The organism is Microbacterium sp. MMO-10 (genome assembly GCF_037148715.1).
In the GTDB taxonomy this organism is placed as follows: Bacteria; Actinomycetota; Actinomycetes; order Actinomycetales; family Microbacteriaceae; genus Microbacterium.
On the sequence record NZ_JBBCSV010000003.1, the window covers coordinates 114,485 to 136,296 of the forward strand.

Below are 21,812 nucleotides of genomic sequence, written 5' to 3' on the forward strand. Positions count from 1 at the left end.
AGCACAAGGGGGTGCCGCCGATGATCCGCATCGCCGACAAGCAGCGGGAGCCCGGTCCGGGGATGCCGGTCAGCACGTGGCGGCTGCGTGCCGACGCCTGGGAGTTCCTGCGGTTCGCGGTGAAGCGCCTCGCCCTCGAGGGCGAAGCCCGCGACGCCGTCGCGAACGCCGAGGAGATCCGGCGCAACCTGCGGGCGCTCGAGACGATCGAGCTGTACTGGGCGGGTTTCGGACAACGCTACGTGCGCCGCATCGGCGAGCTCATCGAGCAGGGCGACCCGGCGGGCGCCCTCGATCGCATCGGCCGGGTCGTGCACCGCCTGCGCCGCACCTCGGTGCCGGGTGCGACGGAGCCGACCGCCGACGAGATCGAGCTGGCCGAGCAGCAGGACGACCACGATCCGCGGACGCGGTTCGAGGTGCTGCTGATCGACGAGACCACCGAGGCCGACCGCGACGGAGCCCATGCCGAGATGCGGCGGCTGCGCAGCGACGCCGACGACTTCATCTACGACCTGGTGATCGTGCCCTCGGCCGACGACGCGATCGCGGCGCTGCTCACGAACCCCGGCATCCTCGCCTGCATCGTGCGGCCGGGGTTCAGCGACCGCACGCGCCAGCCGCTCAGCCCCGACCTGCACGCGACGGTCGACCTCGCCCACGCGCAGGCCGCGGCAGCCCCCGCCGCGGCGCGCAGCTCGATCCCGTCGGTGCAGCGGGTGCTCCGCCTCGCCGACACCCTGCACGCGCTCCGTCCCGAGGTGGATCTGTACCTCGTCGCGGGCGCCCACATCGAGGATCTGGCGGGCGCGCTCACGCACCGGTTCCGCCGCGTGTTCCGCCGCGAGGACCAGCTCGAGCTGCACCTGTCGCTGCTGCGCCGGGTCTCGCACCTCTACGACGCGCCGTTCTTCGCGGCCATCCAGAACCACGCCCGCCGCCCGGTCGGGGTCTTCCACGCGCTGCCGGTGGGCCGTGGCGGCTCGGTCGTCAGCTCGAAGTGGATCCGGGATCTCGCCGACTTCTACGGCATGAACCTCCTGCTGGCCGAGACCTCGGCGACCTCGGGCGGGCTCGACTCGCTGCTCGCGCCGACCGGGGCCATCAAGAAGGCGCAGGATCTGGCCGCGCGCGCGTTCGGCGCGCAGCGCACCTTCCTCGTCACGAACGGCACCTCGACGGCGAACAAGATCGTCCATCAGGCCCTCGTCGAGCCGGACGACGTGGTGCTCGTGGACCGCAACTGCCACAAGTCGCACCACCACGCGCTCATGCTCACCGGCGGCAGGACGGCCTACCTCGAGGCCTACCCGCTGAACGACTTCGCCTTCTACGGGGCCGTGCCGATCGACCGGATCAAGCAGGTCCTGCTCGACTACCGCGCCGCGGGGCGGCTGCACGAGGTGCACCTGATCACGCTGACCAACTGCACGTTCGACGGCATCGTCTACGACCCGGCCCGGGTGATGGCCGAGTGCCTCGCGATCAAGCCCGACCTGGTGTTCCTCTGGGACGAGGCGTGGTTCGCGTTCGCCGCCTTCCATCCGATCACCCGCCAGCGCACCGCGATGGCGGCGGCGAAGCGCCTCGAGGAGACGCTGCGCTCCGCCGGGCACGCGGCCGCGTATCGGGCGCAGCGGGAGCGTCTGATCGATCCGGCGACGGGGGACCCCCGCGACGACGACGCGTGGAGGAGCGAGCAGCTGATCCCGCCGCCGGACGCGCGCATCCGGGTGTACGCCACGCAGTCGACGCACAAGACCCTCACCGCGCTGCGGCAGGGATCCATGATCCACGTCTACGACCAGGACTGGGCGCTGGAGGCCGAGTATGCCTTCCACGAGGCGTTCATGACGCACACCTCGACATCGCCGAACTACCAGATCCTGGCCTCGCTCGATCTGGGCCGGCGTCAGGTCGAGCTCGAAGGGTACGAGCTCGTGCAGCGCCAGCTCGACCTGGCGACCAGCCTCGCCCAGTCGGTGGCGCGGCATCCGCTGCTGCGGCGCACCTTCCGGGTGCTCACCGCGCGCGACCTCATCCCGCAGCAGTACCGGCAGACGCGGCGGCCGATGCCGCTGCGCGACGGGTTCTCCGAGATGTGGCGCGCGTGGACGCAGGACGAGTTCGTCATCGATCCGAGCCGGGTCACGATCGAGATCACCGGCACGGGCGTCGACGGCGACACCTTCAAGCACACGCACCTGATGGACCAGTACGGCATCCAGGTCAACAAGACCAGTCGCAACACGGTGCTGTTCATGACGAACATCGGCACCTCGCGCAGCGCGATCGCCTACCTCGTCGAGGTGCTCGTCAAGCTGGCGCAGCGGTTCGAGCGCGAGCGCGCCTCGGGGGAGCGTCCGCCCCTCGAGGAGGGACCGGCCATGCCGCCGCTGCCCGACTTCAGCGCTTTCGCGCCGGCGTACGCGGCGGGATCCGGGCTCCCGGACGGCGATCTGCGGGCGGCTTTCTACGACGGGCAGCGCCGCGGCCTGATCGAGTACGCGACCCCGGAGGCGCTGCGCGAGCGGGTGGCGCACGGCGAGCGCCCCGTCTCGGCGGGATTCGTGACGCCGTATCCGCCCGGGTTCCCCGTGCTCGTGCCCGGCCAGATCGTCACCGCCGAGGTGCTCGACTTCATGGCCGCGCTGGACACCCGGGAGATCCACGGCTTCGACCCGGTGCGGGGCTACCGCCTGATCCGCTGAGCCGCCGGGCCGCTCGGGGATCGCCCGCACCGCGATCCTGTGGGGAGCCGACAACCACCCGGATCCTCGTCCGGCTGCTCCGTTGGGGGATCTCCACAGCGGCCTTCGCCTCACGTTGTGTCAGACCTACCATGAAGACATCCCCGAAACCTCACGAGAGGATCCTCATGGTCGACGCCGCCGTTCGGACGAACACCGCGAAAAGCACCCAGGACGACACCGCGACGCGCATCGACGTCGACGCGGTCGGAGACCTGCTGCTCGGCACCTGGGCCGACACCCGCCGTGAGGCCCGCGAGATGATCAAGGATCCGGCGTTCTGGCGCGACGACTCGCTCGGCAAGGACGAGCACCGCGAGCGCGTGCTGAGTCAGATGCACCTCCTCGTGCAGAACAAGGCCGTGCACCGCGCCTTCCCGAAGCGGCTCGGCGGCGAGGAGAACAACGGCGGCAACATCGCCGGGTTCGAGGAGCTCGTGTCCGCCGACCCGAGCCTGCAGATCAAGTCGGGCGTGCAGTGGGGACTGTTCGGATCCGCCGTGCTGCAGCTCGGCACTGCGGAGCACCACGACCGGTGGCTCCCCGGGATCATGAGCCTGGAGATCCCGGGCGCCTTCGCGATGACGGAGATCGGGCACGGCTCCGACGTCGCCTCGATCGGCACCACGGCGACGTACGACCCTGCGACCGAGGAGTTCGTGATCAACACGCCGTTCCGCGCGGCGACCAAGGAGTACCTCGGCAACGCGGCGCTGCACGGCGTCGCGGCGACCGTGTTCGCCCAGCTCATCACCGATGGCGTGAACCACGGCGTGCACTGCTTCTACGTGCCGCTGCGCGGCGAGGACGGCGTCGACCTCCCCGGCATCGGCCGTGAGGACGACGGGCTCAAGGGCGGCCTGAACGGCATCGACAACGGCCGGCTGAGCTTCGACCACGTGCGCGTGCCCCGTACCAACCTGCTCAACCGCTACGGCGACGTCGCGGCCGACGGCACCTACACGAGCGCGATCGACAGCCCCGGACGCCGCTTCTTCACGATGCTCGGCACCCTGGTGCAGGGCCGGGTCTCGCTCGACGGCGCCGCGTCCTGGGCCTCGGCCCTCGGCCTGTACATCGCGATCACCTATGCCACGCAGCGCCGCCAGTTCAACGGCGCGAGCGGCGAGGAGACCACGCTCCTCGACTACGGCAAGCACCAGCGCCGTCTGCTCCCGCGCCTGGCGACCACCTACGCGCAGCTGTTCGCGCACGACGAGTTCCTGCAGAAGTTCGACGGCGTGTTCTCCGGTCGCACCGACACCCCGGACGATCGCGAGGATCTGGAGACGCTCGCGGCGGCGCTCAAGCCGCTCTCGACCTGGCACGCGCTGGACACCCTTCAGGAGTGCCGCGAGGCCTGCGGCGGCGCCGGCTTCATGTTCGAGAACCGTTTCGTGGGCCTGCGGGCGGATCTCGACATCTACGTGACGTTCGAGGGCGACAACAACATCCTGCTCCAGCTGGTCGGCAAGCGGCTGCTCACCGACTACGCGCGTCAGTTCACGGGCGCCGACGCCAAGGCTCTCGCGAAGTTCGCGGTCGAGCAGACCGCGGGACGGGTGTTCCGCGGTGCCGGGCTGCGCCAGTTCGGGCAGGCGGTCGCGGATCTCGGATCCACGGCGCGCTCGGTCGAGAACGGGCTGCGCGCCGAGCAGCAGCACGAGCTGCTGTCCGACCGGGTGCAGCAGATGGTCGCCGACATCGCGGGGCGGCTGCGCGCCGCGGGCAAGGACAAGGAGCTCGGCGAGAAGCTGTTCAACGAGAACCAGGCCGAGCTCATCGAGGCGGCCCGCGCGCACGGCGAGCTGCTGCAGTGGGAGGCGTTCACGGACGCGATCGGCCGCATCGAGGACGAGGACAGCAAGACCGTGCTCACCTGGCTGCGCGACCTGTTCGGCCTGCAGCTCATCGAGAAGCACCTCGCCTGGTACCTCATCAACGGGCGTCTGTCGACGCAGCGCGCGGCGTCGGTCTCGCGCTACATCGACCGGCTCTGCGCGCGTCTGCGTCCGCACGCCCTCGATCTCGTGAACGCGTTCGGCTACGAGCCCGAGCACGTGCGGGCCCCTCTCGCCTCGGGCGCGGAGCAGATCCGCCAGGACGAGGCCCGCGCGTACTACGCCGACCTCAAGGCCTCGGGCGAGGCCCCGGTCGACGAGAAGGCGCTGAAGAAGGCCCGCCAGCTGTAAGCACTTCCCCTCCGGGGTCGTTGAGCGAGCGCAGCGAGACGAAACGCGGTGCCCCGTCGGAGCACCGCGTTTCGTCTCGGTCGCCTGCGGCGTCCTCGCTCAACGACCCCGTCGCGGACTCACTCCCCGGCGACGCGGGCGGTGAGGTGCTCGGCGAGCGGCAGATCGGTGGCGAGCACGACGCGCACGGTCGCGCCGTCGTGGTCGACCGCGCCGAGACGCTGTCCGCGCAGGTCGAACACCGTCTGACCGCGGCCGGGGCCGGAGGTGGTGTCGACCAGGGCGGGCACCGCGGGGGCGACCGTCGGCACCACCGTGCCGACGGCGATCGCCGCGGCGAGCGGGTCGTGCAGGGCGCTGCACCGGCGTCCGTAGGTGGGACGGTAGAAGTCCATGTAGAAGTCGAGCATCCCGGCGACCGAGCGCGCGACGGCGGATCCGGAAGCCGCGAGGCGGTCGCGGTGCGACTCCTCGAACACGTTCTCCATCGTCACGTCCAGCGGCACGACCACGACGGGCCATTCCGCGGCGAAGACCGCGGCCGCGGCCTCGGGGTCGTTGCCGATGTTCGCCTCGGCGAGCGCGGTGATGTTGCCCGGCACGAGCGCGGCCCCGCCCATGAGGGTCACCCGGGAGATCCGGGAGGGGAGCGTCGGATCCTGCGCGAGCGCGGCGGCGAGGTTCGTGAGCGGCCCGACCGCGAGCACCTGCAGCGATCCGGGGTGCTCGTGGGAGAGGCGGATCAGCAGATCGGCCGCGGTGCCCTCCGCGACCGCGCGCGCGGGCTCGGGGAGGGCGACGCCGCCGACGCCGTCGTCGCCGTGCACGTGCGGAGCACCGCCGTCGTACCCGTGGCTGAGGAAGTCGTGCGCGCCGATCGCGACGGGGACGTCATCGCGATCGGCGAGGGCGAGCAGGCCCAGGGTGTTGCGCGCGGCCTGAGCCGCGGTGGTGTTGCCGCTGACCGTGCCGATCCCGGTGAGGACGATCTCGGGCGAGGCCAGCAGGTAGGCGAGCGCGAGCGAGTCGTCGATGCCGGTGTCGCAGTCGAAGTACAGCGCGGTGGGGGTTTCGGTCATCGGATCCTCCTCGGGATGCGGACGGGTCGGGGGCTCGGGGCGGCGTCGGGCGCGCGGGTCAGTCGGTCTTGGGCAGCAGGAACAGGCTCGCTACGAGGGCGAGCACGCTGATCCCCACGGAGATCCACAGTGCCACCCCGAAGCCGCCCGACACGACGAACGGTGCGACGACGGCGATGCCGAGGCTCGCGCCGAAGCCGAACGCGGTGCCGTTCATGCTGGGCAGGACCGCGGGGGCCTCGTTCGGCGACTGCAGCACGCCCAGTCCGTTGGTCGTCGTGAGCACGACGCCGTTGTAGGTGACGCCGAGCAGTGCGAACATCGCGAAGACGGTCCAGGGGCTGAACGGGAACAGCGCGATCACGATGAGCGCGGCGATCGAGAGCGCGAGGCCGATCCGCAGCATGGGGATCCAGCCCACCCGGCCGGCGAGCCAGCCCGACAGCGGGGCGGCGGCGAGGCCGATGAGCGCGGGCGGGGTCAGGTACAGCAGCGCGGACGTCGAGGCGTTCAGGCCGTAGCCGACCGCCTGGTTCTGGCTGAGGATCACGATGGTGAAGTTGATCACCGCGAACACGCTCGACAGGGTCAGCACCGTCACGACGAGCACCGGCCAGACCTGACGCGAGCGCAGGTGCTGCACGGCGACGAGAGGGGTGCGGCGGCGCTTCTCGATCATCACGAAGGCGCCGAAGGACACGGCGGTCCCCGCGAGGAGCAGCAGCGCGGGCGGCGAGAACCAGCCCTGGCCCGACCCGGTCGACACGAAGTAGGTGACGCAGATGAGGCCGATCGACAGTGCGGCCGCGCCCCACCAGTCCATGCGCCCGGACGAGGACGGCTCGCCGTCCCGAGGCACGGCGAACAGGACGGCGACGATGGCGACCACCGCCACGACGAGGATCACGACGAACAGCGAGCGGAAGCCGTAGGCGTCGGCGAGCAGGCCGCCGATCCAGCCGTCGACGCCGCCGACGCCGCCGTTGATCGCGGTGAGCACGCCGAGCACGGTCGGGAAGACCGCGGCGGGCAGGGTCTCGGCGAGGATCACGTAGGAGATCTGGAACGCGGCGCTCGAGGTGCCCTGCAGCACCCGGCCGACGAGCAGCACGGGGAGGTTCGGGGCGACGAGGCACAGCACCGTGCCGAGCGCGATGAGGGCGAGCACGATGAGCAGCGCGCGCTTGCGGCCGATGAAGTCGCTCCAGCGGGCGAGCACGATGCCGCCGACCGCCCCGGCGAGGAAGAAGAGCGACGACACCTGGGAGACCGCGTCCATGGGGGCGCCGAGCTGCTTCGAGATGTCGGGCAGCGCGGGGCTGATCATGCTCGAGTTCAGCTGGAAGGCGACGACCGTGAGGATCAGGGTCGCCACGAGCAGGACGGAGCGGCCGCCGCGGAGAGGCTCGGGCCGGTCGAGCGCGGCAGGGGCGGGGGAGAGCTGCACAGTGACTCCTTCGTCAGAGAGGGGCATCGCCACCTCGGGTTATATGATGTTATACCTCTGAGGTAGAACATCTGCAAAGTGTGATCCCATGCTTGAATGAACGGCGAGCGCGACCCGACGACGGGCCGGCTGTGCGCGGTGGAGGAGATCCGATGACGGGCGTGGAGCAGTTCCTGGGCAGGCCGCTGACCGCGCCCGTCGGCCAGCCGCTCCGCGTCGCGGTGTACTCCCGCCTCGCCGACGGGATCCGCTCGGGCGTCTTCGCCCTGGGATCCGCGCTGCCGAGGGAGACCGAGCTCGGCGTCGCGCTCGGGGTCTCCCGCACCGTCGTCCGCGAAGCGCTCATGCTGTTGGAGGAGGACGGACTGATCCGGACCCGCCGCGGGATCGGGCGCTTCGTCGCCGAGGACCTCCCTCTCGTGGGGCTGGAGGAGCTGCGCCCCCTCGAGGCCGCGCTCGCCGAGGGCGGCGACGACGTCGTCGTGCGCCAGACCGAGTTCGTCGTGCAGCCGACCACCGACTACGTCTCGAGCCACCTGGGCCTCGATGAGGCGGCGAACACCTGGTTCCGGGAGAGCGTGGTCGAGCGGGGCGGCGAGCCGATCGCGATCCTGCAGGAGCACCTGCCCGCGGGGCGCTACCTCACCGACGCGAATCCGCAGATCGCCGCCGTGCTCGAGGAGGCGACCGGCGATCCGAGCAGCCTGATGACGGCGCTCTCCGCCCGTGGCGCCGTGTTCGGCGCGGGGGTGTGCGAGATCACCGCGAACGTCGTCGGCCGCACCCGCGGCGCCCTGCTCGGACTCGCACCGGACTCGCCGGTGCTCATCCTCACGCAGACCGCCTCGTCGGGCGGAGCCCCCGTGTATCTCGCCAAGTGCATCGTCTCCGCGAAGGCGGGCGTCCTCTCGGTCGTGCAGACCGCGCAGTGACCCGCCCGCCCGCCCTCGCCCTGTCTGAACTGGAGTCCCCATGACCGCGCCCCTCGCCCTCGCCGTCGTCGGCAGCATCAACGTCGACCTGACCGCGCGCGCCGCGCGTCTGCCCGGACCGGGCGAGACCGTCGGCGGCGGACGGCTGTCGCGGGAAGCCGGCGGCAAGGGCGCCAACCAGGCCGCAGCCGCCGCGCGTCTCGGCGCCGCCGTGCGGATGGTGGGCGCAGTCGGACCCGATCAGGACGGATCCTGGATGCTCGACGAGCTGGCGACCGCCGGCGTCGACACGGGGGCAGTGCGGCGCGGCACGGAGCCCACCGGAGTGGCGCTCATCGTCGTGGACGCGGCGGGGGAGAACCAGATCGCGGTGTGCGAGGGCGCCAACGGCGAGGTGGGCCTGGACGGCGTCGTCTTCGGATCCGACGAGGCGGTGCTCGCGCAGCTGGAGATCTCGATGGAGGTGATCTCCGCGCTCGCCGCGGCCGCACCGGGCTACTTCGCGGTCAATGCGGCGCCGGCGCTCGACCTGCCCGCCGCGGTGGTCGAGCGGGCGGACCTCATCATCGTCAACGAGACCGAGTACGCCCTGCTGCCCGCGCTGCGCACCGCGCGACGCGTCGCCGTCACCTACGGCGGCGACGGCGCGAAGCTCTTCGAGCACGGGGAGCTCGTCGCGCAGGCGCCCGCGGTGAAGACGAGCGTGGTGAACAGCGTCGGCGCGGGTGACGCGTTCTGCGCCGCACTGACGATCGCGCTCGCCTCGGGTGTCGACGCGCAGCGCGCGCTCTCGGGCGCCTGCGCCGTGGGCGCGGCGGCGGTGGCCGACCCGCGCTCGCAGCCGCGCCTCGCCCGGCTGGAGCAGTACCTGCCGGCCGGATGACCGCACCCCCGCCGGGATGTCGGGGCCCTCGCCTACCCTGGTCGTCATGACGATCCCCGCCGACGACCGCGTGCGCTGCCCCTGGACCGGAGAGGATCCGGAGTACCGCCGCTATCACGACGAGGAGTGGGGCACGCCCCTGCACGGCGATCGCGCGCTGTTCGAGAAGATGTCGCTCGAGGGGTTTCAGGCGGGGCTCAGCTGGATCACGATCCTGCGCAAGCGCCCGCGGTTCCGCGAGGTGTTCGCGGGGTTCGATCCCGCGGTGGTCGCGGAGTTCGGCGAGGACGACATCGCGCGTCTGATGGCCGATGCCGGGATCATCCGCAACCGCGCGAAGATCGAGGCGACGATCGGCAACGCCCGGCTCGTGCGCGAGATGGCCGGCGGAGAGTTCGACGAGCTCATGTGGTCGTTCGCCCCCGCCGCCGCCGAGGTCCGCCCGCGCTCGATGACGGACGTCCCGGCGGTGACGCCGGAGTCGCTGGCGATGAGCAAGGCGCTGCGCAAGCGCGGGTTCCGCTTCGTCGGTCCCACCACGATGTATGCGCTCATGCAGTCCGCGGGCATGGTCGACGACCACCTCGTCGGCTGCTGGCGCGCCGTCTGAGCCCGAGGGCCCTGCGCCGCGCATCGGACGAGGACTCCCTCAGCCGCGCACCTCGCGCTCGTTCGCACCCGCCATGCGGGCCTCGCGGGCGCCGGTCACGCTGCGCACCGGCTGGTCGTAGCCCTGCGGGTTCGCCACCTCCGAGGCCGTCTCGGTCTCGTGGTGGTGCCGCTTGTCGGTGTTGCGGTAGCGCTGGTACTGGAACAGGAAGAACGCGGGGCCGGTGAGCAGGAACAGCAGCGGAACCCAGCTCCCGTCGCTCGAGGAGCCCGACGAGGCGTGCACGATCATCGTGGGCAGCGCCCCGGAGAACAGCAGGCCGGAGAGATCCATCGTCACCTCCAGAAGATGAAGCCGGTCAGGACGGTGCCGATGATCCCGAACACCTCGGCGATGCCGGAGAAGATCCACAACCGGGTCGTGTTGATCGGCACCGAGCCCATCGTCTCGCCCGTGCGCCCGTTGACGGCGATGTAGTGCAGCAGCTGGCGGCCGTTGCCCTTCGTCTCCAGATAGCTGTACAGCCAGACCGGCAGATAGGCCGAGATCCAACGGTCGCCGACGACGTGGATGTCCTGCTGCTCCCAGCGCACCCCGCGGTCGTAGAAGCCGACGGTCTCCGCGGCCCGGAACCGGCCGATGTCCTCCGCCTGCTCCTGCGCGGGGGCGAACAGTGTGGTGAGGTCGAGGTCGCGGCGCTGCGAGGTGAAGCCGGAGAGGTAGTTGGCGTCGTAGCGCACCGCGTTCTTGGTGTCGAAGGGCATGATCGCGTTGATGATGTTGTTCGTGTTGCGGCTCGCCTCGAAGTCCCGCTTGTCGGCGGCGGACTCGATCGTCAGGTCGTCGACGTAGAGCGAGAACGTGCGGCCCACCTGGTACACGTCGTAGTCGTAGCGGGTCTCGCGGTCGTCGCCCTGACCGACCGTGTACTTGCGCGTCGTGTGCTCGCCGGTGCCGGCGAACTGCACGTTCGCGTTGAAGTCGACGACCAGGTAGGGCAGGTACACGCCCATCACGTTCTCGGGGGCGAACTGGGCCGTGAACCGGCGGTTCGCGAAGAACCGCCGCTTCTTCACGAACTCCGCGATGCGCGCGACAGCCTCGTCCTTGGGCAGCGAGAACGGGAGCACCACGTCGGGCACCGCGCCGTTGTCGATCTGCTGATTCACCGAGAGCGTGTTGCGGCACCAGTGGCATCGCGCCTGCATCGCGTGCGCGGTGTCGATCGCGATCTCGGCGCCGCAGGCCTGGCACTTGAACGTGACGACCTCGTCCACTCCCGGAACGATGGATCCGGATCCGGATCCGATGTGCCGGCCGCGCAGCTCGCTGATCGGGGTGTCCAGCCCGAACGCGGCGACCGCGTTCTCCTGCGCCCAGCGATGCCGGCAGAAGCGGCAGAACAGCATGCCGGAGGCGATGTCGAAGCCGATGTCGGTGGATCCGCACTTGGGGCACTTGTCGAGCCCGTCGCCCTTGTCGGATCCGGTGCGGATCACCTGGGGCCCGTCGTGCTCGTCGTAGGTGATCTGCGGCGCCTCGCCGGGCGCGTACCCTGCGTTCGCCTCCTGCTCGCGCACGTTCTTCACGTCGTCCCAGGTGGCGTCCTTCATCGCGTCGGCCGGCGTCTCCTCGGTCGCCTGCTCGCGGGGGATGTCCCCGTCCGGGGGTGCGTACGCCGAGGGGCCCGCGCCCTCGGGGAGGGGAGCGGCAGGCGGAGGCGGTGGGGGTGGCGGGGGCGGCGGGGGCGGCGTCCCGGGGGTGGATCCACCCGGGCGAGACGGGTCGGACATCGGGGGAGGCTACAGTCCGAGAGCCTTGGCCTTGGCGGCGTCGTAGTCCGCCTGGGTGATGAGCCCCTGATCCAGCATCGCCTTGTACTGGGTGAGCTTGGCGAGCGGGTCATCGGCGGCGGGCGCCGCAGCCGCGGGCGCGGCTTCGGGCGCAGGGGCCTGCGCGGCCGGGGGCTGCGGCGTGGGGACCTGCTGGTAGGCCGGGGTGACGCCCTGTTGCTGGAGCCCTCCCATCGCGCCGCCCGCGGCGTTCAGCCCCATGCCCATCATCGCGATGTTGGTCGCGCCGCCGCCGCTCTCGCCGGCGGCCTGCATGCCCCGGGCCACCGACTGCTGCAGGAAGGAGTTGCCGCGGGCGCCGCCCAGGGCGTCGGCCTTCTGCACGTCGGCGAGCAGGGCGCGCGTGGTCTCGTCGTATTCGATGGCCTGCAGCGCGACGCTCACGATCGTGATCCCGCGGGCGCTCGTCCAGCGATAGCCGTTCTCCACCGCGGCGGACAGCGACTGAGCGAAGCCCATCGAGTCGGCCTGGATCTTCGCCATCCGATTGCCCTTGGCGGGATCGTTCGTGTACAGCGAGAACGCCGGGGCGAGCGAGGAGACGACCTCGTTGAACAGCTGCGTCGCCGCGTCGTTGTCCATGTCGGTGAAGTCGAACACGCCGCCGCCGGGCTGCAGGTAGGTGAGCGGCACGAACTGCGACGCGAACAGGATCGGATCCACGATGCGCATCGTGTAGGTGCCGCGCGTGATCGCGCCGACCTGGGTGCCCAGGTAGGCGTCGTCCCAGTAGATCTCCGACTGCGTGCCGAAGCGGTTGTTGGGGAGCTCCCGCAGGTTCACGTAGAACACCAGCTGCTGGCTGCCCGGCTGCCCGCCGAACTTGAACCGCTCCCACGACTGGGTGATGAGCGGGCTCACGAACCCGTCTCCGGCGAAGATCGACTTCGAGTTCGGGTCGGAGCTTTGCCACTCGTAGCCGCCGGGCTGCGCGATGAAACCGGTGATGTGGCCGTCCTGGAAGGTGAGCACCCCGGTGCCCTCGGGGACGATGATCTTGGATCCGTTCGTGATGATGTTCTCGGATCCGCGCACGTTCGACCCGCGCCCGGCGTTCTGGCCCTGGGCGACGGCGGGGAAGATCGCGGCCGTCGGCGCGAGCCCCTGCGGCGGAACCAGGAAGTCCTTCCACTGGTCGGCGAGCGTGCCGCCGAGTGCACCGACGAATGCCTGGATGAATCCCATGATCGCGTCCCCTGACGTCGGGACGCCCCTGGCGGGGCGTCTGGGTCCGGCAGGAGGCCGGCGCCCCCTATCCACGCTCTTCCTACCACAGCGGCGTTCCGAGGGGGAGAGCGAACTGTCGGCCCGTGCGGCGGGAGGGGTCAGGCGGTCTCCGGCCTGCGGAACGCCTGACGCATGTGATCGCTGGTGAGGAAGTCGGCGACGCCGATCATGATGAGACTGAAGACGATCTGCTCGGTCACCATCCAGGCGGGATACAGCCCGGGGATGGCCGCCATCACGAGCGTGATGACGGGGAAGATCTGGGCGAACAGGCGCAGTCGCTGGTACGCCCAGCGCCAGCCCAGGGCGGCGCGCCACGCGAAGTAGAAGAGGGTGACGGTCATCGCGAGCACGATGAGCGCGCGCATCCACACCGCGAACGGCACCGCGGCGATGCTCCCCGCCTGCACCGCGATCACGACGGCCACGACGACCGCGGCGATCCCGATCACGAGCTCGACGGCGAGCAGCCAGAACACCCAGCGGAAAGCGCGGACGGTGCGGTGATGATCGCGATCGGCTTCGGCGATCTTCTCGTGGGCGTTGCGGCCGCCGGCGATGCGGTCCACGCGCAGCAGCAGCGGCTCCACGCGCCGCAGCACAGGGTCGAGGAACATGCTCCGAGCGTACGGCTCCGCCCTATGCCGAGCGCGCGGATCCTGGCCCGCCGGCGGGAAATCGATCGAAGGGTGGAGGGGCGGATAGGGGCGCACGTCAGCGGTGTCGGCCGTTCCTTCGGGGTCGTAGCGAGGACGCCGGAGGCGACCGTCCCTTGGGATCGTTGAGCGAGGGCGCCGGAGGCGACCGTCCTCTGGGGTCGTTGAGCGAGGGCGCCGGAGCCGCCCGTCCTCTGGGGTCGTTGAGCGAGGACGGCGGAGCCGCCCGTCCCCTGGGGTCGTTGAGCGAGGACGCCGGAGCTGCCCGTCCCCTGGGGTCGTTGAGCGAGGACGCCGGAGGCGCCCGAGACGAAACGCGGGTCTGCTTCGGTTCGCGGAAGGATCCGCCTGTGGATAACTGCCGAACATTATTTCGATTCTCGATAGGCTCGGGGTATGTCCAGCACCCTTGATCCGCTCCTGGAGGCCACTCGGCTTCTGGTGGAGGCGTGGGGCGAAGCGGGGTCTGGTGCGGGATTGTCGCGGGCGCGGCTGGTGGCGGTGAATGAGGCGATCGGGCGGGTGAAGCGCACCGCGGATGGGGTGCATGCGGAGGTGGCTGCCCGGTTGGCGGAGGAGTCCCGGCCGGAGCTGGGGCCGGGGTCGTTGGCGAGGCAGCAGGGGTTTCGGAACACGGCCCAGTTGATCGCGACGACCACCGGGGCGTCCACGGGTGATGCGGCCCGGCTGGTGAAGGTCGGGGAGGCGACGGCGCCGCGGGCGAACCTGGTCGGGGAGGTGTTGCCGGCGAAGTTCCCGGCCGTGCGGGAGGCGCTGGTCGCGGGGCGGATCGGGGCGGCGGCGGCGGGGGTGATCGTGGGGTTTCTGGACCGGATGATCGTGAAGGTGGGGCGGGAGAAGACCGCGGAGGCGGAGGAGTTCCTCACCGGGAAGGCGCCCGGGTTGTCGCACGATGAGGTGCGGCGGATGCTCACCCGGTGGGAAGCACACCTGGATCCGGACGGTGTCGCCCCGCGGGAGGAGGAGCTGCGGGCCCGGGCGTCGGTGACCCTGTTCGAGCGGGAGGGGATGCTGTATGTGACCGCGGTCCTGGATCCTGCCCGGGGTGCGGCGGTGAAGACCGCGATCGGAGGGTTCGTGTCGGCCGAGTTCGCCGCGAAACGCGACGGCCGCGACCCGAACGCGCCGGACGCGGACCGGCGCACCGTCCCGCAGATCCAGGCCGACGCGCTCACCCACCTCGCCGAGCACGCCCTGACCTGTGAGGGCAAGGGGACCCTGAACGGGGCGACGGTGATCGTCCGCGTGAACGCGACCGACCTGGAGGCAGGGACCGGGTCCGGGCTCATCGACGGGCTCGACCAGCCCGTCAGCATCGACACGGTCCGCCGCATGGCCGGCGGGGGCGGGGTGAGCCGGTGGGTATGCGGGCAAGACGGGGAGATCCTGCACTGGGGGCGGGATCGGCGGTTGTTCAGTCGCGCCCAGCGCCTCGCCCTGGTCGAACGCGATGGTGGGTGCGCGTTCTGCGGACTTCCACCCGGGGTGACGAAAGCGCACCACATCGCGTGGTGGGCCCGCGACCACGGCGAAACCGACCTCAACAACGGGGTCCTGCTCTGCGAGACCTGCCACCACCTCGTCCACGACAACGACTGGACCATCCGCGTCGACGGCACCGGCATCCACGCGAAGGTCTGGTTCCTGCCCCCACCCGGCACCAGTGCCCCACCCCGCCCCGGCGGCAGAGCACGCACCGAAAAACTCGCCTGAGTGCCTGACGGGCGACACCCGTGCCTATCACGGTCGCCGAGCGACGATGCCCTGGTCCGCGCCCTCCCGGGGTCGTTGGGCAAGACGGCGGAGGCGGCCGAGACGAAACGGGGTGCCCTTGCCGGGTGACCGCGTTTCGTCTCGCCCTCGCTGCGCTCGGCGCTCGCTCAACGACCCCGGGGTGGCGTGCACCGCGAGCCGGAAAAGCGCGTCGGGCGTGGATCCGGATGGGGAGTTCTCCCCATCGCCGTTCCCAGGAAGCCGACATACACTCTTACAGTCCCCTGACAATTGCGCATGGGACAGCTGTGCTGCACGGTCGGGGGGAAATTCGTGGTGAAGTCGTTCGCGTGGTTGCGGATGCGACCGAAGACCCTCGCTTCTGCGGCCGGAGTGACCGCCGCGGCCCTCGCCGTCACCGGCATGGCGTTCGCCTATCAGGGCAACCCCACCGCCGAGGTCGACCTGCACGACGGCGGCGTGTGGCTCACCAAGACCTCGAGCCTGCTCGTCGGACACTTCAACAATCAGTCCCGGGTGCTCGACGGCGGACTGCGCACCGGCGGCGAGAACTACGACGTGCTCCAGTCGGGGGGCACCGTGCTGGTCGCCGACCGCTCCGCCTCGACCCTCACCGCCGTCGACCCGGCGCGCGTGGTGCTCAGCGACGCCGTGCTGGTGCCGGGCGGCGCCAAGTCGGCCCTCGGCGGCACGACCGTCGCCATCCTCGACCCCAAGGAGGGCAAGCTCTGGGTGCGCCAGGCCTCGTCGCTGAGCGGGTTCAAGGCCGCCGGAACGAAGCCCTCGGCGACCCTCGGGGCCGGTGCCGACATCGCGGTCGGCACGGACGGCACGGTCTACGGCGTCTCCGCCAAGGACCGCACCATCGTCACCGTGCACGTCGACGAGCAGGGGGATCCGCAGCCGCCGTCCACCGAGAAGATCGAGCTCGCCGACGACGCGAAGCCCACGATCACCGTCGTCGGCGACACCCCCGTGGTGCTCGATGCGGACGCCAAGACCGTCTTCGCCGGGGGACACCGCACGCAGCTCGACGGCGCGGAGGTGAAGAACCTCGATGCCGCGGTGCTGCAGCAGCCTTCGGCGGAGAACACCTCGGCGGTGCTGGCCACGGCCGACGCGCTGATCACCGTGCCCCTCGACGGCTCCGCGGCTTCGGCCCGGGACATCGGCGGCACCGGCGCCCCCGCGGCCCCCGTGTTCCTCAACGGGTGCACCTACGGCGCGTGGGGCGGATCCGCCAAGTTCCTCCGCGACTGCATCGGCTCCGCGGACGACCTCGCGACTTCGATCGAGGGCGCGGAGAGCAGCTCCACCCTGGTGTTCCGCGTCAACCGCGACGTGGTGGTGCTCAACGACACCGCGAGCGGGGCCGCCTGGATGGCCACCGACAACCTGCAGCGCGTCGACAACTGGCAGGACATCGTGCCGCCGGAGGGCAGCTCCGAGCAGCAGGACGAGACCACCGACGACCAGGTCGAGACCACCCTGCCCAAGCGCACGCCCGAGAACACGCCGCCGGTCGCGCACGACGACGAGTTCGGCGTCCGTCCGGGCCGCACCACGATGCTGCCCGTGCTCGACAACGACACCGACGCCGACGGGGACGTGCTGGTCGCCTCCCTCGCCCAGGAGCAGCCTCCGATCGGCGAGGTGCAGCCGATCAACAACGGCGGGGCGCTGCAGATCGCGGTGCCGGAGGACGCGACCGGATCCGCGTCGTTCCAGTATCAGGCCGATGACGGCCGGGGCGGCAAGGCCACCGCGAACGCGTCGATCAGCGTGCACGACTGGAGCGTGAACGCCGCCCCGAAGCAGCGGCGCACTCCCGGTCTGCTCGTCGAGGCCGGCGGGACCGTGACGTACAACGCCCTGCCCGACTGGATCGATCCGGACGGCGACGACGTGTACCTCAAGGATGTCGAGGCCGCGCCCGGCGACGAGGTCGACTACACGCCGGACGGGCAGCTCACCTACCGGGCCGTGGCGAGTCTGCCCGGCCGCAAGGAGATCCGGATCCAGGTCGCCGACGCGATGGGCGAGCTGACCAGCGGCACGATCCGACTCGACATCCGCCCTGCCGGCACCACGACCCCGAAGACGAACGCCGATCACTACGTCACCCGCGCGGGTGAGCAGGTCACGGCCGACCCCCTGCTGAACGACACGAGCTCGGGCAAGGAGCAGCTCCGCCTCACCCGCGTCGACGAGACGCCGGGCGCCGTGATCACCCCGAACTTCGCCGAGGGCACGTTCACGTTCCGCGCCGAGCTTCCCGGCACCTACTACATGCAGTACCTCGTCAGCGCCGGTCCCAATGCGGTGCCGGGGCTGGTCCGCGTGGACGTGCTCGACAAGACGGCCGAGGCGGCGCCGCCGACCGCGGTGCGCGACGTGGCGCTGCTGCCCAGCGGCGGCGACGTGCTCGTCGGGGTGCTGAACAACGACATCGACCCGGCCGGCGGGATCCTCGTCGTGCAGTCGGTCACCGTGCCCCCGCACAGCGGCGTGGGCGTGTCGGTGCTGAACCACGAGACCCTGCGGGTCACCGATCAGGGCAACCTCGACAAGGAGGTGCGGATCAGCTACCGCATCTCGAACGGATCCCAGACCGCGGACGGCGACGTCATCGTGATCCCGATCCCCGCGCCCGCCAAGCTCGACCCTCCGACCGCGAACGACGACACGGCCGTGGTGCGCGCGGGCGACGTGGTGACGATCCCGGTGCTCGCGAACGACAAGCACGCGCCCGGCACGACGCTGCACGTGGCGCCGAACCTCGTCGAGCCGCTCGTCGATCCGAAGTACGGCGAGGCGTTCGTGTCCCAGGACACCGTGCGCTTCCGCGCCGGCGACACCCCGCGCACGGTCTACGCGACCTATGAGGCGGTGGACTCCAACGGGCAGAAGGCCGCCGGGTACATCACGATCCAGATCCTGCCGGTCGACGAGAAGGCCAACACCGCGCCGCGCCCGCACGATCTCACCGTGCGGGCCCTGAGCGGCACCAGCGTGCGCATCCCTGTCCCGCTGGACGGGCTCGACGCCGAGGGCGACTCCGTGGAGCTCGTGGGCCTGGACTCCGCGCCGAAGCAGGGGCAGGTCACCGAGGTCGGCTCGAACTACCTCACCTACACGGCCTTCGACAAGACGAGCGGCATCGACACCTTCACCTACAAGGTGCGCGACCGCCTCGGCAAGGAGGCGACCGCCACGATCCGCGTCGGCATCGCCCCGGGCGCCAACATCAACCAGGCGCCCTACGCGGTCAAGGACTCGATCGTGATGCGGCCGGGCCGCACCGTCGCGGTCGCCGTGCTGACGAACGACTCGGATCCGGACGGCGACACGATCGGCCTGGTCAAGAACGGCATCGAGACCGCCGCGGGCGTGGACGGGCTCCAGGCCCGGGTGTCCGGCGACCGCGTGCTCATCACCGCGCCCGACCGCCCCGTGCAGACCTCGGTGCAGTACACCGTCGCCGACGCGCACGGCGCCACCGCCACGGCGCCGGTGCAGATCACGGTCGCCGAGGACGTCCCCCTCGTCGCACCGGTCGCCAGGGACGACCGCATCCAGGCATCCGATGTGAAGGGCGAGGCCCTGACGGTCGAGGTGCCGGTGCTGGACAACGACGAGGATCCGGACGGCACGATCGACGCGCTCAAGCTCAGCGTCGGCGACCCCACGGCGAAGGTGCTGCCGAACCGGAAGATCCAGGTCACCGTCACGGACCAGCGGCAGCTGGTGCAGTACTCCGTCACCGACCAGGACGAGCAGACCGCGTCCGCGTTCATCTTCGTCCCCGCCCTGTCCGAGCTCGCGCCGACCCTCCGCTCGACCAAGCCGGTCGAGGTCAAGAGCGGCGAGACCATCGAACTCCCGCTGTCGAAGTACGTCGCCGTGGCGGGCGGCGGCGACGTGCGCATCACCGAGGCCGGCAAGGTCAGCGCCGTCAACGGCAACGGCGCGTCGCTGCTGAAGGACGAGCACACCCTCGTCTACACCTCCAAGCAGGGCTACTTCGGCGACGACGCGCTCACCTTCGAGGTGACCGACGGCACCGGACCCGACGATCCGAAGGGGCGCAAGTCCACTCTGAGCCTGCCGATCACCGTGCTCCCGCCGGACAACCAGCCGCCCGCGTTCACGAACGCGCAGGTGTCGGTCGCGCCCGGCGAGGACGCGCAGAAGGTCGACCTCGCGGCGCTGACGAAGGATCCGGATCCGGGCGATGCGAAGAAGATCAGCTACAAGATCACCGGACAGCCCGACCACGGCATCACGGCGAGCCTGGACGGCTCGACGCTGAGGGTGCAGGCCGACTCCCAGACGCCGAAGGGCTCCGGCTCGACCGTGCAGCTGAGCATCACCGACGGCACCACGGAGCCGGTCACCGGCACCGTCGCCGTGACGGTCGCCGCCTCCACGCGGCCGCTCGCCGTCGCCAACGAGGACACGGTGCCGCAGGCCGACCAGGGCAAGGCGGTCACGATCCCGGTGCTGCAGAACGACGTCAACCCGTTCCCGGACAAGCCGCTGAAGATCCGCTCCGTGAGCGTGCAGACCGGCGACGCCGACGGCGCGTCGGTGCAGGGCGACAAGGTCGTGATCACGCCCAGCAAGGCGTTCGTCGGCCAGATCGTGGCGACCTACCGGGTGCAGGACGCGACGAAGGATCCCGACCGCGAGGTGGACGGCCGCATCGTCGTCACGGTGCAGGGCGTTCCCGATGCGCCGGGCGCCCCGCAGGTGACGAGCGTGCAGGACCGCACGGTGGTGCTGAACTGGTCGCCGCCGTCGAACAACGGCGCCGAGATCACCGGCTACACCGTGCGCGCCACGAGCGGCGGCAGCTACTCCAAGCCGTGCACGTCGACCACGTGCACCCTGGACGGGCTGACGAACAACGTCGAGTACACGTTCGCGGTGACCGCCACGAACCGCGTGGGCGAGGGCAAGCCGTCGCCGACCTCGGCCGTGGCGCGCCCGGATGCGCGGCCGGACACCCCGAACCCGCCGACCCTGAAGTTCGGCGACAAGTCGCTGGACGTCTCGTGGACCACGCCGACGACCCCGGGATCCCCGGTGACCTCGTACAACCTCGAGATCTCCCCGGCGCCGCCGAGCGGCACCGCGACGAAGACCGGCGTGACCGGCACGTCGGTGAAGTGGGACGGCCTGGAGAACGGCGCGAACTACCAGGTGCGCGTGCAGGCGGTGAACCGCGCCCCCGAGCCCTCGAGCTGGTCGGGCTGGTCGGCGTCGGAGGTTCCGGCGGGTCCGCCGACGGCCCCCGGCACCCCGCAGGCGCAGAGCGCGCCGTCCGTGGGCAACCAGTCGCAGATGACCGTGAGCTGGACCCCGGCCGGCGCCAACGGCGACCCGATCTCCAGCTACGAGCTGCAGGTCATGCAGGGCGGATCCGTGGTGCGCACGATCACCGTCCCCGGCAGCTTGACGAGCCAGGCCGTGACGGTGGGCAACTCGACCGCCGACTACACGTTCCAGGTGCGCGGCAAGAACAAGTCGCCCTCGCCGGGCGCCTGGTCCGCGCCGTCCAGCCCGCGGCGCGCCTTCGGGCAGCCGGGGGCGACGACCCTCACCAAGGTGGTGGAGGGCGACAACAACATCGCCGTCGAGTACACGCTGGCGGACGCCAACGGGGCCAGCGGATCCGAGATCCACTACGAGTACTCGACCGGGGGCAACTGGAACCGTAACTGGGATGGGCGCAACATCCCGGCCACGAACAACAACAGCTACACGGTGTCGGTGCGCGCCTACTCGGTCGTCGGCGGGCAGGAGTCCCAGCCCGGTGACGCAGGCTCGAAGGGCAATGTCCGCCCGTACGGTCCGATCGGGAAGCCGGACGTCAGCGCGACCAACAACGGCCAGAGCATCACGCTCGCCTGGAACGCGCCGGCGCCGAACGGGCGCCCGGTCACCATGAAGGTGCGCATCGACGGCGGCGGATGGCAGTCGGTGGCGAACAACGGATCGACCGTGGTCGGCAACGGCTATGACCAGACGCACACGATCGACGCGCAGGCCTTCGTGAACGACGGCGGGGTCAGCCAGCAGTCCAGCGTGGTCTCCGCCTCGCGCAAGACCAACAGCCCGCCGCCGCCCCGCGTGTGGGTCACCCAGGGCGCCGCCGCCGGCAGCGGGTGCGTCAACGGATGCCGCCTGATGGTCGTGAACTGGCAGAACCTGAAGATCGGCAACTACACGGTGACCTGCCACTCCAGCGTGGACGGCCAGATCGGCGGCAACCACACCGTGAACTTCGACGGCTCCGGCAGCCAGCAGCTCTCCTGCTGGAAGGGCCGCGACGGCGTCGACGTCTGGGTCGACATCGTCGGCTGGGGCGGCGGAGTGGACACCGAGAAGAGCTTCTGGGCGAGACCGTAGCCGGGCGAGGACCG

At 70.9% G+C, this 21,812-nt stretch carries 13 protein-coding genes; 7 read left to right on the forward strand and 6 right to left on the reverse strand.

The features are described 5' to 3' along the window. The first annotated feature begins 20 nt into the window (after positions 1–20). Both WFJ17_RS09340 and WFJ17_RS09345 read left to right on the forward strand, forming a co-directional pair. Complete coding sequence (locus tag WFJ17_RS09340) at positions 21–2,711, forward strand: aminotransferase class I/II-fold pyridoxal phosphate-dependent enzyme (RefSeq protein WP_251447373.1); 2,691 nt, start codon at positions 21–23, stop codon at positions 2,709–2,711. Between the two features lie 167 nt (positions 2,712–2,878). Next, positions 2,879–4,942: an acyl-CoA dehydrogenase family protein gene (locus WFJ17_RS09345; protein WP_336648251.1), complete on the forward strand. Its 2,064-nt coding sequence runs from the start codon at positions 2,879–2,881 to the stop codon at positions 4,940–4,942. A gap of 119 nt (positions 4,943–5,061) precedes the next feature. On the opposite strand, the gene WFJ17_RS09350 is transcribed toward WFJ17_RS09345, so the two are convergent. After that, positions 5,062–6,021, reverse strand: coding sequence for a nucleoside hydrolase (locus tag WFJ17_RS09350; protein WP_336648252.1), 960 nt, complete (start codon positions 6,019–6,021; stop codon positions 5,062–5,064). A 58-nt stretch (positions 6,022–6,079) separates the two neighbouring features. After that, a complete protein-coding gene (locus tag WFJ17_RS09355) occupies positions 6,080–7,468 on the reverse strand; it encodes an MFS transporter (protein ID WP_336648253.1) in 1,389 nt (462 codons plus the stop codon). A 152-nt stretch (positions 7,469–7,620) separates the two neighbouring features. Here WFJ17_RS09355 and WFJ17_RS09360 point away from each other — a divergent pair, with 152 nt between their 5' ends. Genes WFJ17_RS09360 through WFJ17_RS09370 form a run of 3 tightly spaced genes read left to right on the forward strand, consistent with a single transcriptional unit; the run spans position 7,621 to position 9,893 of the window. Beyond that, complete coding sequence (locus tag WFJ17_RS09360; RefSeq protein ID WP_336648254.1) at positions 7,621–8,400, forward strand: GntR family transcriptional regulator; 780 nt, start codon at positions 7,621–7,623, stop codon at positions 8,398–8,400. Positions 8,401–8,440: 40 nt separating this feature from the next. Continuing rightward, positions 8,441–9,283 (forward strand): PfkB family carbohydrate kinase, encoded by an 843-nt coding sequence (locus WFJ17_RS09365; protein ID WP_336648255.1) that lies wholly within the window; start codon positions 8,441–8,443, stop codon positions 9,281–9,283. A gap of 46 nt (positions 9,284–9,329) precedes the next feature. Further along, positions 9,330–9,893 (forward strand): DNA-3-methyladenine glycosylase I, encoded by a 564-nt coding sequence (locus tag WFJ17_RS09370; RefSeq protein ID WP_336648256.1) that lies wholly within the window; start codon positions 9,330–9,332, stop codon positions 9,891–9,893. Between the two features lie 39 nt (positions 9,894–9,932). On the opposite strand, the gene WFJ17_RS09375 is transcribed toward WFJ17_RS09370, so the two are convergent. The 4 genes from WFJ17_RS09375 to WFJ17_RS09390 all read right to left on the reverse strand — a co-directional run bounded on the left by WFJ17_RS09375 (position 9,933) and on the right by WFJ17_RS09390 (position 13,590). After that, positions 9,933–10,226 carry a hypothetical protein gene (locus tag WFJ17_RS09375; protein WP_251447351.1) on the reverse strand — a complete coding sequence of 98 codons (294 nt, stop codon included), beginning with the start codon at positions 10,224–10,226 and terminating at the stop codon, positions 9,933–9,935. Between the two features lie 2 nt (positions 10,227–10,228). Further along, positions 10,229–11,686 (reverse strand): TFIIB-type zinc ribbon-containing protein, encoded by a 1,458-nt coding sequence (locus WFJ17_RS09380; RefSeq protein WP_336648257.1) that lies wholly within the window; start codon positions 11,684–11,686, stop codon positions 10,229–10,231. 9 nt (positions 11,687–11,695) lie between these two features. Then, positions 11,696–12,931: an SPFH domain-containing protein gene (locus WFJ17_RS09385; protein WP_292887691.1), complete on the reverse strand. Its 1,236-nt coding sequence runs from the start codon at positions 12,929–12,931 to the stop codon at positions 11,696–11,698. Positions 12,932–13,071: 140 nt separating this feature from the next. Further along, a complete protein-coding gene (locus WFJ17_RS09390) occupies positions 13,072–13,590 on the reverse strand; it encodes a hypothetical protein (protein ID WP_336648258.1) in 519 nt (172 codons plus the stop codon). Positions 13,591–14,025: 435 nt separating this feature from the next. Between WFJ17_RS09390 and WFJ17_RS09395 the strand changes: the two genes are divergently transcribed. Both WFJ17_RS09395 and WFJ17_RS09400 read left to right on the forward strand, forming a co-directional pair. Beyond that, positions 14,026–15,363, forward strand: coding sequence for an HNH endonuclease (locus tag WFJ17_RS09395; protein WP_336648259.1), 1,338 nt, complete (start codon positions 14,026–14,028; stop codon positions 15,361–15,363). 333 nt (positions 15,364–15,696) lie between these two features. Next, entirely contained in the window at positions 15,697–21,798 is a 6,102-nt protein-coding gene (locus WFJ17_RS09400) for an Ig-like domain-containing protein (protein ID WP_336648260.1), read from the forward strand. The last annotated feature ends 14 nt before the right edge of the window (positions 21,799–21,812 follow it).

What these genes read in the sequence shown, in the direction of transcription:
- WFJ17_RS09340 (WP_251447373.1), top strand. Translation starts at nt 21, where the DNA reads ATGATCCGCATCGCCGACAAGCAGCGGGAGCCCGGTCCGGGGATGCCG.
- WFJ17_RS09345 (WP_336648251.1), top strand. Translation starts at nt 2,879, where the DNA reads ATGGTCGACGCCGCCGTTCGGACGAACACCGCGAAAAGCACCCAGGAC.
- WFJ17_RS09350 (WP_336648252.1), bottom strand. Translation starts at nt 6,021, where the DNA reads ATGACCGAAACCCCCACCGCGCTGTACTTCGACTGCGACACCGGCATC.
- WFJ17_RS09360 (WP_336648254.1), top strand. Translation starts at nt 7,621, where the DNA reads ATGACGGGCGTGGAGCAGTTCCTGGGCAGGCCGCTGACCGCGCCCGTC.
- WFJ17_RS09365 (WP_336648255.1), top strand. Translation starts at nt 8,441, where the DNA reads ATGACCGCGCCCCTCGCCCTCGCCGTCGTCGGCAGCATCAACGTCGAC.
- WFJ17_RS09370 (WP_336648256.1), top strand. Translation starts at nt 9,330, where the DNA reads ATGACGATCCCCGCCGACGACCGCGTGCGCTGCCCCTGGACCGGAGAG.
- WFJ17_RS09375 (WP_251447351.1), bottom strand. Translation starts at nt 10,226, where the DNA reads ATGGATCTCTCCGGCCTGCTGTTCTCCGGGGCGCTGCCCACGATGATC.
- WFJ17_RS09380 (WP_336648257.1), bottom strand. Translation starts at nt 11,686, where the DNA reads ATGTCCGACCCGTCTCGCCCGGGTGGATCCACCCCCGGGACGCCGCCC.
- WFJ17_RS09385 (WP_292887691.1), bottom strand. Translation starts at nt 12,931, where the DNA reads ATGGGATTCATCCAGGCATTCGTCGGTGCACTCGGCGGCACGCTCGCC.
- WFJ17_RS09390 (WP_336648258.1), bottom strand. Translation starts at nt 13,590, where the DNA reads ATGTTCCTCGACCCTGTGCTGCGGCGCGTGGAGCCGCTGCTGCTGCGC.
- WFJ17_RS09395 (WP_336648259.1), top strand. Translation starts at nt 14,026, where the DNA reads ATGTCCAGCACCCTTGATCCGCTCCTGGAGGCCACTCGGCTTCTGGTG.